Source organism: Myxosarcina sp. GI1 (assembly GCF_000756305.1).
In the GTDB taxonomy this organism is placed as follows: Bacteria; Cyanobacteriota; Cyanobacteriia; order Cyanobacteriales; family Xenococcaceae; genus Myxosarcina.
The window spans coordinates 34,866-50,466 of the sequence record NZ_JRFE01000023.1 but is presented as its reverse complement, the minus strand read 5'-3'; the positions used below and the strand labels follow the sequence as shown (position 1 = coordinate 50,466).

Annotated in this window: 15 protein-coding genes and 1 pseudogene; 5 read left to right on the top strand and 11 right to left on the bottom strand. The window is 38.7% G+C overall.

Annotation, left to right across the window (positions count from 1 at the left end; translation table 11 throughout):
• Positions 1-24: 24 nt before the first annotated feature.
• Complete coding sequence (ltrA, locus tag KV40_RS17030) at positions 25-1,842, bottom strand: group II intron reverse transcriptase/maturase (RefSeq protein ID WP_172657302.1); 1,818 nt, start codon at positions 1,840-1,842, stop codon at positions 25-27.
• Positions 1,843-2,730: 888 nt separating this feature from the next.
• A pseudogene (locus tag KV40_RS17025) lies at positions 2,731-2,961 on the bottom strand (LL-diaminopimelate aminotransferase); the annotation flags it as partial.
• Between the two features lie 358 nt (positions 2,962-3,319).
• On the opposite strand from KV40_RS17025, the gene KV40_RS17020 reads away from it, so the two are divergent.
• Together KV40_RS17020 and KV40_RS37340 are read left to right on the top strand one after the other, a co-directional pair.
• A complete protein-coding gene (locus tag KV40_RS17020) occupies positions 3,320-4,213 on the top strand; it encodes a sulfotransferase domain-containing protein (RefSeq protein WP_036484016.1) in 894 nt (297 codons plus the stop codon).
• A gap of 458 nt (positions 4,214-4,671) precedes the next feature.
• Positions 4,672-4,836, top strand: coding sequence for a hypothetical protein (locus tag KV40_RS37340; RefSeq protein ID WP_172657305.1), 165 nt, complete (start codon positions 4,672-4,674; stop codon positions 4,834-4,836).
• Between the two features lie 25 nt (positions 4,837-4,861).
• Here the strand turns inward: KV40_RS37340 and KV40_RS17015 are convergent, their stop codons facing one another.
• Positions 4,862-5,857, bottom strand: coding sequence for a hypothetical protein (locus KV40_RS17015; protein WP_036484013.1), 996 nt, complete (start codon positions 5,855-5,857; stop codon positions 4,862-4,864).
• A 134-nt stretch (positions 5,858-5,991) separates the two neighbouring features.
• On the opposite strand from KV40_RS17015, the gene KV40_RS17010 reads away from it, so the two are divergent.
• Together KV40_RS17010 and KV40_RS17005 are read left to right on the top strand one after the other, a co-directional pair.
• Complete coding sequence (locus KV40_RS17010) at positions 5,992-6,435, top strand: NUDIX hydrolase (protein ID WP_036484012.1); 444 nt, start codon at positions 5,992-5,994, stop codon at positions 6,433-6,435.
• Between the two features lie 88 nt (positions 6,436-6,523).
• Entirely contained in the window at positions 6,524-7,192 is a 669-nt protein-coding gene (locus tag KV40_RS17005; RefSeq protein WP_036484009.1) for a class I SAM-dependent methyltransferase, read from the top strand.
• 9 nt (positions 7,193-7,201) lie between these two features.
• Here KV40_RS17005 and KV40_RS17000 read toward each other — a convergent pair whose 3' ends face one another.
• The 3 genes from KV40_RS17000 to KV40_RS16990 all read right to left on the bottom strand — a co-directional run bounded on the left by KV40_RS17000 (position 7,202) and on the right by KV40_RS16990 (position 10,846).
• Positions 7,202-7,393 carry a hypothetical protein gene (locus KV40_RS17000; protein WP_036484008.1) on the bottom strand — a complete coding sequence of 64 codons (192 nt, stop codon included), beginning with the start codon at positions 7,391-7,393 and terminating at the stop codon, positions 7,202-7,204.
• 698 nt (positions 7,394-8,091) lie between these two features.
• Positions 8,092-9,744: an alpha-amylase family glycosyl hydrolase gene (locus KV40_RS16995; RefSeq protein WP_036484006.1), complete on the bottom strand. Its 1,653-nt coding sequence runs from the start codon at positions 9,742-9,744 to the stop codon at positions 8,092-8,094.
• Between the two features lie 94 nt (positions 9,745-9,838).
• The gene (locus KV40_RS16990; protein WP_036484004.1) at positions 9,839-10,846 is read right to left on the bottom strand and encodes a hydroxyacid dehydrogenase; all 1,008 of its coding nucleotides are present in this window, start codon (positions 10,844-10,846) and stop codon (positions 9,839-9,841) included.
• Between the two features lie 160 nt (positions 10,847-11,006).
• On the opposite strand from KV40_RS16990, the gene wrbA reads away from it, so the two are divergent.
• The gene (gene wrbA, locus KV40_RS16985; RefSeq protein ID WP_036484002.1) at positions 11,007-11,639 is read left to right on the top strand and encodes an NAD(P)H:quinone oxidoreductase; all 633 of its coding nucleotides are present in this window, start codon (positions 11,007-11,009) and stop codon (positions 11,637-11,639) included.
• 72 nt (positions 11,640-11,711) lie between these two features.
• Here wrbA and KV40_RS16980 read toward each other — a convergent pair whose 3' ends face one another.
• The 5 genes from KV40_RS16980 to KV40_RS35000 all read right to left on the bottom strand — a co-directional run bounded on the left by KV40_RS16980 (position 11,712) and on the right by KV40_RS35000 (position 15,558).
• Positions 11,712-12,734 (bottom strand): AI-2E family transporter, encoded by a 1,023-nt coding sequence (locus tag KV40_RS16980; protein WP_036483999.1) that lies wholly within the window; start codon positions 12,732-12,734, stop codon positions 11,712-11,714.
• Between the two features lie 113 nt (positions 12,735-12,847).
• Positions 12,848-13,441, bottom strand: coding sequence for a hypothetical protein (locus KV40_RS16975; RefSeq protein ID WP_036484199.1), 594 nt, complete (start codon positions 13,439-13,441; stop codon positions 12,848-12,850).
• Positions 13,442-13,588: 147 nt separating this feature from the next.
• The gene (locus tag KV40_RS34190; protein WP_156114062.1) at positions 13,589-13,990 is read right to left on the bottom strand and encodes a hypothetical protein; all 402 of its coding nucleotides are present in this window, start codon (positions 13,988-13,990) and stop codon (positions 13,589-13,591) included.
• 147 nt (positions 13,991-14,137) lie between these two features.
• Positions 14,138-15,010, bottom strand: a complete 873-nt coding sequence (locus KV40_RS16965) for an SDR family oxidoreductase (protein WP_036483995.1) — start codon at positions 15,008-15,010, stop codon at positions 14,138-14,140.
• 368 nt (positions 15,011-15,378) lie between these two features.
• Positions 15,379-15,558 (bottom strand): hypothetical protein, encoded by a 180-nt coding sequence (locus KV40_RS35000; RefSeq protein WP_156114061.1) that lies wholly within the window; start codon positions 15,556-15,558, stop codon positions 15,379-15,381.
• Positions 15,559-15,601 lie beyond the last annotated feature (43 nt).

Here is a 15,601-nt window from a genome sequence, read left to right as displayed (position 1 = left end):
TTAGGCACTTGTTATGTGTACCATTCAGACTAAGGTAGGTAAGTCTTCACTCCAAATCCAATCTGTCTTGTCAAATTGTTCTTGAAATTGTTTATAGACTTTGTTCCATCCTTTGCGGATTTTATGACGTTTAATTGCCTGTAAATCCTTTTTAGTCTTCACATCGTGACAGTGTTTGTGTAATACCTGTATATTATCGATTATATTTTTACCACCAGCTTTAGTGGCGGTAATATGGTCGCGTTCGATTCTATCTTCAGGTTTGAAAGTTAATCCACAGTGGTTGCATTTACCCTTTTGCTTTTTAAGTAGTCTTGCTAGTGAGGCTTTGATTTCTGGGTGTTTACCCATTCTCGTTGCCCAATACGTTGAGTTTCCATCGTAGGGGCTAGCATCACCTTTGACTTTTGTATAACGAGTAATAGCTGTATTTCGATGCTGAGGGAGAACGTATTTAATTCCTTCCTTGCTGCATCCGAATGTCCAGTTGTCCAATTTATTACTAGTCCAGTATTTATTTATGCTGTAGCTCTTTGGTTTGTTAGGATGTCTGCGAATTCCCCATCTTAGTAGTTTACGGAATAATAAACTGTATACTTTGGCGAAAATGTCTTTGGAACATACCGTTTTGTAGTAGTTACACCATCCTCTAATAATAGGGGCTAATTTTAAAATTAGTACGTGTTGTGGAGAAGCTTTATGGGCATCCACTATATCTGCTAGTTTGCGGTAGTGTTTGGTGACTTTTTCTTTTGATGGTTTGATTATCGTTTTGAATCCTAACTTTTTGCCTGTTGTGTCCTTACCTGATTGGTGTTTACCAACTGGGTATTGTCTGATGTTGAACCCTAAGAAATCGAACCCTGGTTTTTCTCTCTCATATTCGTTAAGAGTATGCTTAATTTTGGTTTTTTCTTGGTTTAGTTCTAATCCGATGTCGGACAGCCATTCTTCTAATATCCTTCTGCAAGTCTGGACTACGTTCAGGTCTTTGTGCAGTATCAGAAAATCATCCGCGTATCTGATAAGGGATAAGGAATCCATATTATCCCGTTTGTTCCCCTTCCAAGTAGCGGCGTATTCTTTTACTTCTTGTTCCATTCCGTGTAAGGCGATGTTGGCTAATAGTGGGCTAATAACTCCACCTTGGGGGCTTCCAGTTTCAGGGAATATAATTTTCCCGTTGTCTAGAATTCCCGCTTTTAGCCATGCCCTAATTTGTCCTCTTATTTTTGGAAAGGTGTTTACCTTTTTTAGAAGTTTGGTGTGATTTATGCGGTCAAAGCACTTACTAATATCGGCATCTAGTACAAATTTAGTTTTATACCTAATTTGGTTGAAGATGCTTTGAATAGCATCATGGCAGCTTTTTCCTGGTCGGAATCCGTAGCTATTTGGCTCGAATTTTGCCTCCCATTCTGGTTCTAGTGCTGCCTTAACTAGAGCTTGGACTGCTCTATCGTGCATTACTGGGATTCCAAGAGGTCGTTCTTTTCCGTTGGCTTTAGGAATCCATACTCGTCTGACCGATTTGGATTTTTTGCTCAACTTCATTGATTGGACAAGGTTGAGGCGTTGCTTGGGGGTTATTGATTTTACTCCGTCAACACCTGCTGTCTTCTTGCCACTGTTATCTTGGGTAATTCGTCTGACCGCTAATAGTTTGGCATAGTAAGAGTTTAGAAGGGTTTTTTGTAACCGTCTTAACTTTCTAACATTGTCAGTTTTGCTGGCTTGGAAAATGCGCTTTTGCAACTTGAACACCGATTTTTCGACTTTACGCCAGTTAATCTCGTTCCATTCCACACTATTCAATTTGGGTATTGGATGTGTATTAGACATATTTATTGCTACTAGTTCTTTTCCTACCTAATTAAAGTCGGCACGTGGGCGTATCCCTGGCATTACACCATCTATCACTAGCATTACTCGTTGAATCGAGTTAGGGCATTTGCTTCTTGCCGAATCCTACTCCTTCTACAACCTCATAAATCCGAGATATTGCGTCTTGGTTGACTACTCAAGGGGTTCGACCTTTCCTTGAGAGTTGTAAGAAGGGTTTCCTCGTTCCAAATACTTCGTTGGTATGAACCTTTAGGATGTGTCTTTACACCGCCTACTATTGGTGTTGACTTTGATATACTCGAGTATCAAAGTAATTTTTTGTAGGTTTAACATTTTTGTTTACAGCCTATCAGTCATGATTTGGCTGTTTAGAAGTCACGATGCTTGGGACTTTAACCTTTCCACCGATTGCTTGTTGGTATTGAGTTATATGCAAGGTACATATAACTAACAATTTGCAATGTCGCCTTTTGGCTATGGCTTATCAGTACTGATTTAGCCGTGTACCCGTGACGATGGTTCTGGTACTTCGAGCGAACGCTCTATCCATAGGATTCTTGCTAGAGGGTAACTAGTTCAGACTACCAGTCATAGCCCCGTTTAACCCCGCTTTACGGATTGATGACCATTCTCTACCGTAGGGGTTATGCTTTCATCTCCAACACCTGAGAGATAGGACTTGATGATTATGCTTTTATTGGTATTTAGCGACCATATAAATATGGGACATCTCACCTATACGAAGTATTTAGTTGTCATGGTTCAAAAACGTAATAAATAGCGTTTTATTTGACCTGTTAAGAATTATTAAATACTTAACATTTAGTCATACCATGCTAGTGCTTATATACTATAAATAGTACTTTCGCACTAAACGAGTCGCACACCCTGTTCGGGTCCATAGCCGTGAAAAGTAGCGCGATCGCTCATGTCGTGTGTAGCTTTAATTATCGCCTCACAACAGGCTTCGGGTAAAGGTTCGGTAACATCGCCAATACCCAGCTTAATAATTGAAGCATCGGGATTATCTTTAACAAATTCGTTGACTCGTCTGGCAATTTCAGGAAATAAGTACCCTGCTTTCAGTTTGAGATAGTTGTCGTTGATGGTTGCCATATATCTTTTTTTTCTTACACCATCTATAAAGCTTACTAAAAAGTAGCAGGTAGAAGAAACGTTACATGTAACGTCCGTACAGAAGTAGTGTGGGCATTGTCCAATTTCTAGAACATAACGAATAATTTTTACCCCCGAAACTGCTTGCCCACATTATGAAGGTGCGATCGCTCTGACTCTAAATATTACTTGTAACTTAAGATAAAGTTAAATGCTTGTCTTCTAGTATGTATGTATCGCATATTTGCGTAAGTACTGTGTATAAAAAAATATGAGTTGCCATCAGCCTTGATATGTTTTTAGTGACAATCTTTTTAACATAAGATATCTTGGAGCAGATTTGTAGACTTTTGCGGTCATGGAACTTAAGAAAAAAGTTATTAATTCAATTGCAAGAATTCCCGTCCTTAAAGACACATATCATGAATACTCGTATATTAAGAAACATTATCGGGAAATTAGCCTTATAGATTTTAACTTAAAGAAAAAAAATAGCGAGGTTCAAAGTACTTTGTTATTTACTTCTCCAAAGTGCGCTTCTGTGTATTTGGGTGAAGTTATGAAAAGAATTACAGCAAACACTCAAGTAACAACAATCGATTTAGAAACGCATCTTAACAAACTCAATATTTCAATCTGGGATGCGAAGGAGCATGAGCGCGCCAAGATCTCCAATGCCTTTGTTCCTCATGGTTATTTTTATTGTCCTTTGAGATATGGTAAATTTTTGGATTTTATTCCTAATTTAGAAAACTATAAAATTTTACTTGTCTTACGAGATCCTAGAGATGTTCTTACTTCACAATATTTTTCTTTTGGCTTTAGTCATTCCATGCCAGTTAATGAAAAGTTAAAAGAAAACTTTTTAAAAAAACGACAAATGATTAAGACCAACAATATCGATGACTATGTTTTACAAAAAGCTGGCGAGCTATCAAAAAAATATAGAGCTTATATTGAAACATTAGTAGGGCGATCGAATGTAAAATTTTTGACATATGAATCGATGGTTTGTGACTTTCATAACTGGATGGATGCAGTGGTAGAGTTTTTACCTTTTAAAGCAGATCCAGAAACTATTAGTAATCTTATTCAAGAAGCTAATTTTGATGTTTCTCAGGAAAACATTTACTCTCATAAGCGTCAAGTATTACCTGGCGATCATCGTCGAAAATTGAAGTCAGAAACCATTGAAATACTTAATAAAGAGTTTCATGATGTTTTAGTTACATTGAATTATGATATAAATTAAATCTTTAAAAGTAGCTAGACATATTAGTTATTATCGATTATTGAAATTAATGTCTAAGTGTCTTTTTTATCTTGCTTTCAACCGCGAGGTTATCTTGAGTTTGCCTCAAGTCACAATTTCAGAAGGTGTCTCCGAAGCAGACGTGTAGTTCGTAGCCGAAACGCTCCAACGTCTGCCGTCCGTTTTGCCTAATGGCACATTTTGCACTCTCAACTTTTGATTTTTGACTTGACACTAAGTTTTCAGCAAATTTCAAAACCTGATATTACTTAATTTAAAGTAATAAGTAAAAAGCTGTTTTTAAAATATTAATTAACTTGTAATTCTGCTTGTTCGTTACACAAAGGCGCGATCGCTCTTTTAAAATATGCTAATGTTGCCAAACGAGTATTAAGTTTTTGACTAATTTGATTATTCATGTCAGTAGAAACAAAGAATTGAATATATAGTCAAATTTAATACAAAATCAAATACTTTTTCTTAAAGAATTTAATAGACTTTTTGATGAAGGTCATGTATACGATTGCCTTTCAGAAAGAGAAATAATAGACGAAGAAGGAAATAAAATATCAGAATGGAGTGTAACTATTAACGATATTGAAGATTTTATGAAAACATTATAAGGCAATCGCTAAATATAGAGAGTTATTATTTCTGCTGAATTTCAAATACATAATTTGTATCGTAAGTACGAACGAATAACTTATTGTCTTTGGGAATAATATAATCGGGAGCGGTTTTAACATTTATCTGCTGCAAAATTTCGCCATTTTGTTTGTCAATTAAATACAAATAATCTGGTTCGGCAGTAAAACCATAGCCACAGATAATAACGCGATCGATAATGACAAAGTTTTCGGCATTACACACTAAAGGTTTGCTGCGCCAGAGTATGTTGTTGGTATTAAGATCGATCGCCGTTAAATAGCCATTCATTCCCTGAGAAGATTCGGCATATGTACGATGGCGATGAGAAACATAAAGAATATTATCTTCTGGTACTATCCAAGTCAAACTTTGGTCGATAAAATCGCCATCGCTTACAGGATAATCTGGGGGTAAGAGATAATTGCCGAAGTCGTAACCTGCCGTAAATTGTCGTTTTTTTAAATCGTAAATAAATAGATATTTACCGTCGCCATAGTTATTGCCATAAATTAGGTATTCTTTAGTTGGATAGCGAATGGCTTTCACTAAAACATTGTCGTTAAAAGTTTGAGGAATATAGTCAGGAAGATTGCCAGCTATATTTCGATTTGGATTTGGTACTTGGTAAGTAGGTAAAGATAAATTATTATTAGCAAACCAGGCGAGATCGTCAGTAATATTGTTACCCTCTACCGATACGACATTGAGATTTACAGGACTGTATCTAACATTAACTTCTCCTGGCGAATCTCGTTCAAAAGGTGGCGTGGGTAATTTGATTAACTCGACATTATTTAAAGCGTTATTCACAACAGCTAAATTGTCTTTTAAGAAGAGCGATCTAAATAAAGGATGTGGTGGATTAAAAATCGGCGCACTATAAATAGCAATAAAAGCAATGAGAGAAATAAATAAACGTGGTGCGATCGCTGCTTTCTTAGGAAGCAAGTTAGGTTCGGTAACTTTTAACAACTTAGCAGTTAAATATTTCCTCATTTTACAAAATTTAATCGCCAATATTATAGATTCCCAGACGCAAACAAACATGGTAAAGTTGCCTGGTTGAAATTTTCATTAGATAAAATTGTCCGACAGCCGAAACTAATTGAATTGAATATTATTAACTAAATATGGCTCATCGTAATCCCGCACCGACTGTAGATATAATTATCGAATTAATCGATCGCCCTTCAAGACCAATTGTGCTGATTGAAAGACTTAATTCTCCTTACGGTTGGGCAATTCCTGGAGGATTTATCGACTATGGCGAGTCAGCCGAAACTACTGCCGTTAGAGAGGCACAAGAAGAAGTTAGTTTGACAGTAGAATTAATCGAACAGTTTCAAGTTTATTCTGCCCCAGATCGCGATCCTCGTAAACATACTCTATCTATTGTTTTCATTGCTACTGCGACGGGAAATCCCGAAGCTGCCGACGATGCCAAAAATCTCGGCGTGTTCCATCAATGGGAAATACCGACAAAACTATGCTTCGACCACGATCGCATAATCAAAGAATATTACCACTATCGCAACTATGGTATTAGACCAAACTATGCAGGAAGTAGAAAGTAAAAAGTAGAAAGTAGGAAGTAAGACTACTAACGTTTCTTCTCCTCTACTAACAAATAACAACTAACCACTAACTACTAATAACTAACTAATGGGTAAAACAATTTTAGGTTTAGATAGCCAACTATATCAATATTTACTATCCGTATCTCTGCGAGAACCAGAAGTTCTAGTCAAGCTGCGTCAAGAAACAGACAAGCTGCCAATGAATAGAATGCAAATTTCTCCCGATCAGGGACAGTTTATGAGTTTGCTGGTACAGTTAATGGGAGCAAAAAAAACTTTAGAAATTGGGGTGTTTACAGGCTATAGTTCTCTGGCAGTAGCCTTAGCGTTACCACCCGACGGTAAAATTATTGCTTGCGATGTTGATGAAAAAACTACTGCGATCGCTCGTAAATATTGGCAAGAAGCAGAAGTCTCTCATAAAATCGATTTGCGAATTGCGCCAGCTTTAGAAACTCTCGATAAATTAATTGCAGCAGGAGAGGCGAATAGCTTTGACTTTGCTTTTATCGATGCAGATAAGCGAAACTATCCTAACTATTACGAAAGATGCTTGCAGTTAATTCGTCCAGGTGGTGCGATCGCGATCGACAATGTATTATGGTCGGGAAGTGTCGCCGACCGCAACCCAACTGATAAGCGAACCATCGCCTTACAACAATTCAACCAGCAGCTACATCAAGATAAACGTGTCAAAATTAGTATGCTGCCTATTGCCGATGGTTTGACTCTGGCTATGAAGCAAGTGAATTAAAACAACTAACTACTGACGATCGAGAACCAACTCAATCATATCGATCCCTTTCCTGTATGCTTGAACTTCAGAATAGTAAATCTGTCTGGAAACAATTGTTGCGCCGTTAGTAAATAGTATTTCATACTGATAGCTATTTTCTTTAGTATGAAACACTAGCAACAAACAATTTTCTCGAATAAGCAAACGTTCTATTGACATCTCTATTTGTCTAATTTTTAAGGGGTTTATTGAGGCTACCCATTTTAGCTAAAGAAATTACAGAAATTTAATTTGCTCGACCAAACAAAGCTTTTTTCAGATCGAGTATTTATAGATAAAGCGATCGTTTGTAGGTTTCTGATAAAGAAACAATGAAATTTAGTTTTAATTACTTGAAACCACTTTCAATTTTAAAAATCTAATTTTATAATTTAGTCAAATATATTTAAGCCGCCAGCTATCTAATATAAAAAGCTGGTATATAATAATTCTCACCCAGACGCGATTATGTTGTCTGGGTGCTATTATTTTTAATAAAAAAATCAATAGTAAATTCCACAAATAAATGAAATTATTCTGCTTTGTTTTTAAATTACGTACAAAAACAACTTTTAAAACGCAAATATTTATAGACAAAGCGATCGTTTGTAGATTTATGATAAAGAATCAATGAAATATAGCCTTAATTATCTCAAAGCACTTTCAATTTTAAAAATCTAATTTTATAATTTAGTCAAATATATTTAAGTCGCCAGCTACCTAATATAAAAAGCTGGTATATAATAACTCTCACCCAGACGCGATTATGTTGTCTGGGTGCTATTATTTTTGCTAAAAGTTGAAGTTAAAATTGTCTGCAATTTGGCGAACTGTTTAGTCTACAGTTGCGATCTCTTTCAATTATTCACTTTTATTTATTATTCTAAAACTCCAAAAAAGGCACTGTAACCAGGTATCTCAACCAGATTGCCCTGTCGTTCTACAGCAAAACCCGAATCTTCAATACTTTCACAGCAAGCAGGCAGTTGATACTTAGCTCTTTCTTCGCTGAGATTGAACAAACAAAACATTCGCTGTCGTTCGCAGTTTCTAATTAAGCCTAAAATTGGTTCTTTAGTATCTAAAATTTGACAGGTGCCAAATCTCAAAGCAGGCTGCTGTTTTTGCCAGTGAAGCATCCGTCGCCAGGTATTTAGGAGCGATTGCCTGTCGTGACTTTGCACGTCCACAGCGCGATCGAAATGAGCTTGGGGGATAGGCAACCAGGGTTCTTTAGCTGTAGTAAACCCTGCATTACGAGCCTCTTTTTGCCAGGGCATGGGAGTACGAGAACCATCTCTACCCTTAACATTGGGATATAAAGCCCGACCAAAGGGATCTTTAATTCGCTCTACGGGAATATCGTCGGGAATGCGAGCTTCTGGTAAACCTAATTCGTCTCCCTGATAGAGACATAATGCTCCAGGCAGAGAAACTAACAATGCCGCCAACAAATGATAAAATTCTTCAGGATAGGGATTACCCGCAGCATCTACTCCCGTCCAGCGCGATCGCATCCGTCCGTAATCGTGATTGCCTACCATCCAGCAGTTACCGCCATGAGTAAAGTGACGGTCTACTTTTTTTAAGATACGCTGCATCAGTTTGGCACTAATCGGCTCATCGACCAGTAAAGCACTACTGTAGGCTAAATGCAGCCTGTCCTCACCAAAGGCATATTCCCCCGATAGGGCAATTGAGTCTTCTGCTAGTGTAGTTTCTCCGAGTGTAAAAACTCCAGGATAGCGATCGACAAATTTACGGATTTGTTTGATAATCTCTATAGTTTCAGGGCGGCAAAAATTGTATTTAAACAGTTGCCGTACCATTGGGTTATCTGGGGGTATACCGTCGGGTAAGGGCGCGTCAGCGGGACGAGGGGGATTATCTCTGAGAGCGCGATCGTGCAGAAAGTAGTTTGGGGCATCGATGCGAAAGCCGTCTACGCCCTTATCTAACCAAAACTTAGCTCGCTCGAAGATTGCTTCAATTAAATCTGGATTGTACCAGTTAAGATCGGGCTGTTCTTTAACAAAATTGTAGAGATAAAACTGTTGTCTTTGCTCATCCCATGCCCAGGCACTTTCTCCTAAAAAAGAAGAAAGCCAATTGTTGGGAGGCGAACCATCTTCTTTAGGATCTTCCCAAACATACCAGTTGGCTTTGGCATTATCGCGACTGCTGCGACTTTCAAGAAACCAGGGATGTCGATCTGAAGTATGATTCCAAACTTGGTCTAAAATTAGTTTCAATCCTCTAGCATGACAGAGATCCAGCAAAAGATCGAAGTCTGCCATGCTGCCAAAGAGTGGATCTACACCACGCATATCGGTAATGTCATAGCCCAAATCTTTCATTGGCGAGGTAAAAATAGGCGAAAGCCAGATAGCATCAACACTTAAAGTAGCTACATAATCGAGTTTGGCAATAATTCCCTTGAGATCTCCTATTCCCTTACCAGTAGTATCAAAGAAACTCCAGGGACAAATTTGATAAATTATGGCATTTTGCCACCATTCCAGCTTTGGCATTTTGCTTTATTTATCTTTATACTTCGTCAACGTCTACTTTACCTTAAAAAAAATTGGCTTTTTCTACTATGAAACAAGCGATCGCAATAATAATTTAACCGACAACAACCTCTTGAGGTTGTCCTTTGACAAAAGCCTGAATGTTTGAAACGGTAGTATCGGCAATGCGCTGGACTGCCTCGCGAGTATTAAAAGCACTGTGGGGGGTGATAATTACATTTCTCAAACGTAACAATACGTGGTCGGCAAGTAATGTATCTAAGTCGTGCTGTTGAGTGTAAACCGAGCGTAATAGTTCTGCTTCTTCTCGCATTGTTGGTTCTTCTGGCAACACATCCAGTCCCGCTGCCGCTACTTTCTCCTCAGCTAGCGCACGTAGCAAAGCCTTGGTATTGACAATAGTACCGCGAGAAGTATTAATTAAGACAACTCCATCTTTCATTTGGTTAAATTGTTCGGTGGAGATAAAATTTTCGGTTTTAGGATTGGCAGGAAGGTGCAAGGTAATAATATCGGCAGTTGCTAACACTTCTTTTAAAGGTGCATAGCGAAAACCTAGTTTGGTAGCCAATTCTTCTTTGGGTTTAATGTCAAAAGCTACTGTTTCCATCCGAAAGCCTTTGGCAATTTCAATAACGCACAAACCAATATTTCCCGTACCGATAACTCCTAAAGTTTTACCCCGCAAGTCAAAACCCTGCAATCCTTTGAGCGAAAAATCTCCTTTACGAGTGCGTTCGCTAGCCTCGATTAATTTATGACTAATGGCTAGCAGCAGTCCAAATACGTGTTCGGCAACGGTGTTTTCGCCATAAGTAGGGACATTACAAACTTTAATATCGTGTTGTTCGCAGTATTCGTTGTCAATATGGTCAAAACCAGTCGACCGCGTAGCGATAAGTTTTAAGTTGGGCAATTGTTTCAATACATTAGCGTGAAGATCGGAGTAAATAAATGTAGAAATAATTTCTGCATCCTGATATTGATGGGCATTGTTAGCGGTTAAAGGGCGATCGACATACTCGATTTGATGGTCGTCTTCACTCAGGCGATCGAAAGTCTGTCTTTCCCAAGGTTCGACATTAAAAATTACAATTTTCATTATCTTTGCTTAGTATTATTGAATAACAATATTGGTGTGGCTAAAAATTTTTTTTAACTTAACCAAGTCGATCGCCTGGAATCTTCTATCTTTAGAGGGAAGAGTACCGCTCATACGTCAAATATGTTAAAAAACGTACAAAAACATTCGTTCTCTCGACATGGCAGTTGAAAAATCGGTAAAAATTTTAGTTGTTTACTATTCTTTATACGGTCACACTTTGCAGCTAGCGCAGGCAGTGGCAGAAGGAGCAAAATCTGTTTCTAACGTAGAAGTTATGTTGCGCCGTGTAGAAGAATTTGAAGTGGTCAAACAGAAGGCAATTGATGGTAATGATGCCGCACAAAAGATCTGGGAACAGCAGCAAGATATTCGCGTTTGTTCGCTAGACGATCTACGCGCGGCTAACGGGGTAGTTTTTGGCAGCCCGACTCGCTTTGGCAATATGTCTGCTCAAATAAAGCAGTTGTTTGATTCGATGACCAAGCTATGGCTCAATGGTGAGATGGAAGGTAAACCTGCGGGTGTATTTACTTCAACTGCAAGTACTCACGGCGGTCAAGAAACAACCTTACTGACTATGATGGTTCCCCTGCTACATCTGGGCATGATTGTTATGGGTGTTCCCTATTCAGTTGACGGCATGATTCATAACGAGGCGCGAGGCGGAACTCCTTATGGTCCGACGACAATTGCTGGCGGACAGGGAGAATTAGAACCAAAACCAGAGGATTTAGCAATTGCTAAAGCTTTAGGCAAGCGAATAGCAGAGGTTACAGTCAAGCTTCAATAATAGCTTCGTGCGATCGGCTCTTTCTTTACAACTCAGCTTTGAAAATTAGAGTTAGTTTGCTGAAAACTATCTCTAACTTTTGCCTTCACCTAGAAATATAGCAACACCTCGAGTTACTTTAAATTCCTGACAGAACAAAATAATCGATATAGTCATCGGGACACCTAATATAGCACCAGGAATTCCCCAAACCCACCCCCAAAACACAATAGAAACCAAAGCAATAAACGGTGATAGCTGCAAACTTTTTCCCTGAACTCTGGGATCGACAAAATTGCCCATTACAACTTGCAGTACCGCCAACCCTACTAAAGTAGCAATAGCGCGACTAACACCATCAAACAAAAGTGCGACTAGAACGGGAGGAATAACTGCAATAATCGAACCTATGGTAGGAATATAATTAAGAACAAAAGCAATCAAGCCCCAGACAAATGCCAGATCGACCCCCAAAACAAAGCACCAAATACTAGTTAGAACTCCCGTCAGAAAACTGGTAAGGGTCATAACTAGAAGATAGCGCCGCAATTTAGCACTGGTATTGCCAACGGCATTAATCAGGCGATCGCCAGTGCCAGTAGGAAATGCTTTTTGCACCTTGTGACGATACTGACTGACTTCTATTAGTAGCAATACGAGTAAAGATGCTACCAGAACAAACAAGCTGAGTGCCGATAAAAAAGTTTGGATTCCGCCAATTGCCTGTCTCGCTAACTTATTGGATGCGCCGTTAGCTTGAGAAGTAAATTGAGGCAGCTGTAAACCGCGATCGCTAGCCCAGGTTTTTGCCGTTGCTACTATTTGTTGCAGGCGATCGAGATATTCGGGAACTTTGGGTTCGATAATTTCGGCACTCAGCGATATTGCTCCGCCAGCTATACCCAATATTCCCAGTAAAAGTAACAAGACTAAAATTAGACTCAACCAGCGAGGAAAGTGACCTTCGAGCCAACGCTGTAGCGGATGCACTAGAACTACAATAAAAAATGCAAATGCTAGCGGCATAGAAATCGGACGAGTTGCTTTGAGAGCCGCCACGACCAAAATTGTAGCAATGATTGCCATTAAAATTTGGGTCGTTTTACCAGATTGCATAGTTTTATTTATCGATCGCTATAGATAATTAATTAGAACATAAATCTTATACTCATTGATGGCAATCTTCTTTGATATAGCGAGTAAAAAAATTTGCCGCAATCTTATAATTTTTAGCTGTCAAACTTAATAGTTTTCATCATGCGATCTAATACTTGCTTATTTGTCTGATAGCGATCGCCTGCCAGATTGTAAGTCAAGGCGATAAGAGTGCTGTTGTCTAAATCGATAATGTAACTATAGGTGCGTGTCCCTGAAGGTAACAGAGCCTTACCAGTAGACTCACTTTCTATCTTCATAGCTCGCCTATTTTCGATAGTGGTCATTTGACGCGATAAATGCCGCTCATGTTTATTTTCTTTCGTTACTAAATCGAAAGTTACGTTTTCTTCTACTCGTAAGTAAATTGCTTTATCAATACTTTCGGTATTTTTAGGAACGATAGCAGATTGAGGATCGAAAATTTGACAGGGAGATATTACCGTACCAGGATTAGTCTGCCAACCTTGAGGATAATTAATTTGATAACCAACATTGTTATTATTACAAATCTGACTGAGAGTAATTGTCTCGTTATCGCTCTTATCTTCAGATGTATTTGAGTTTGGCGATAAAGACTCTTGCATTTCAGAAGTAGAATCGCAGCCTTCTAACCAGGGAATTAAGATAATAAATAGAGCTATTAAAATACTTATTTTTCTATTCATATAGATGTTTTTAGCAAGCAACATCTGGTAGTTTTGGCGTTGCCGAACTTTTGACAATGCTTTAAAGACAACAAAATAGCAGATAATTAGAAATACAGAAAATATGCCACTTGCTACTTTAAACAAATTTCTGCTATTTCCTCTTTATTACGGTATTTCGGCTAACTTAACACGTTCGCCCAAAACATCAGTTCGATAAACCCAATTTCTTCGTCCGTCGGTAACTATCACTTGCCAGCCAGGAGTAATTACTTGGGTACATAATTCATCTGGTTGAGAAATACCCAGACAGCCATCTGACCAATTGCGCCGTCGCGCTTCCAAAATTTGGAACTCAGCCACAGTACGGCTAGTTCTACTGGCAGCAGCTTCTAAAACCGCAGTTTGAACTGGCATTGGTAAATTTTTTGACTCAGATGGGGATCGTTCTTCAGACTGTTCGGACTGCACACTAGAAGCGATGACTGGTGTAGAAACTGAAGTAGCCATAGCGTTTTGGCTGGAATTGTCGAGAGAATTATTCCAAACCCAAAAAGTTGCACTAATCAAAAAAATTTTGGCTATTAAGTTTTTAGACAGCAAGTATTTTATTATCGATAGATATTTCATTGAACATTAAACATTTATCATTTATTATTTAACACCTGTTATTGCTCATTGCTCATTGTTCATTGCTCATTGCTAACGGTCGAATATTTACTTAATCGTTTGGGTTTGTTTGTTAACCAAGCCTTCTTGCGAGTGATCCAAACGTAATTCTCCTTGTGGAAGAGAGCGTAACTCTTCTGGTGTTTGTTGACCGATGGCACCTTTGGCTACAGTAACTCCGCCGTCTGCCAGCCATAAGGCTCCCGTAACGTAACTGGCTTCATCAGAAGCTAAAAAGGCGCAGACATTTGCCATTTCCTCTGGCGTACCCCGTCTTGCCATTGGCGTAGCGTTAATTAACATTTCTTCCATTTGTGCGTCCATAGGACCCGTCTCTTTGTGCGTCCAACCAGTATCGATCGCGCCAGGACAGTAACAGTTAACCCGCACTCCATATTTTGCTTGTTCTACTGCTACTCCTTTCACAAAAGAGTGCATCCAGCCTTTAGTACCGCCATAAGGTGTGTTCTGCGCCAAGCCATTATAACCTGCTTCCGAACCCGCACAGACAATATTACCTCTGGTTTTTTGCAGGTGAGGTAAAGCATACTTAGTCATCAAAAAAGCCGATCGCAAGTTCATTCTTATCGTGCGATCGAAGGCTTCTATAGGATAGTCTTGGGTTTCTGCTACTGCTAAAAAAACACCAGCATTGTTGACTAAAATGTCTAGCTTACCGTAGCTATCGATGGCTGTTTTAACGCAGTTAAGAGCTTCTTCTGCTTCCGACACATCCCCGCAATAGCCAGTTACCTCGCCACCATAATCTTTAATTGCAGCTACTACATCATCTAGAGGATCGTAGGGCAAGCCATTAGCTACTACTTTGGCACCTTCTTTGGCTAGTTTATGAGCGATCGCTTCTCCAATACCCGTACCCGCACCAGTTACAATTGCAACTTTATCTTCAAAACGTCTCATACTCATACTTAATTTTCTACCTATGTTTTTTTAAAAGCTCGCTGCGCCAGACAAGCCAGGCTCAAAAGCTAAAGCAGATCGAGATTTTGTTATTTACTCGACTCTGGCGATCTCCAAAAGGATAACTTTAGCAATAGCATCGAGAATTATTACCTAGTTTGATAAATACAACCGTAGCAATATCTATAACTAATATTCCTCTCGCCAACGGTAGAAATAAGACATTGGTTGTTTATAGTTAGGTTTCTTGTAAGACACCAGTTGTTACTCTGCGACAATACAGTATAATGATATACAAAATATTTTTGATATTTTTTAAATGAATGTTAGTAACCGTACTGAAAAGTAGTCGAAAGTTTATAAAAATCTTAAGAAAACATAAGTCTATTTGCTATTTGCTCGATAAAAATTGACTCACTGCCAATCGATCGCCAGTCAGAAGTGTTGAAAGAACAGTTGCCCGAAAAACTATTCTTGGCATTAACATTCCTATAGCGCGATCGCGCAAACCTTCTCATCTGCAAAGCAAAACTTAGAGTCAATTTCATAATGCTGTTGGTTTTAATTGACACAAACCATATACAATTTTTA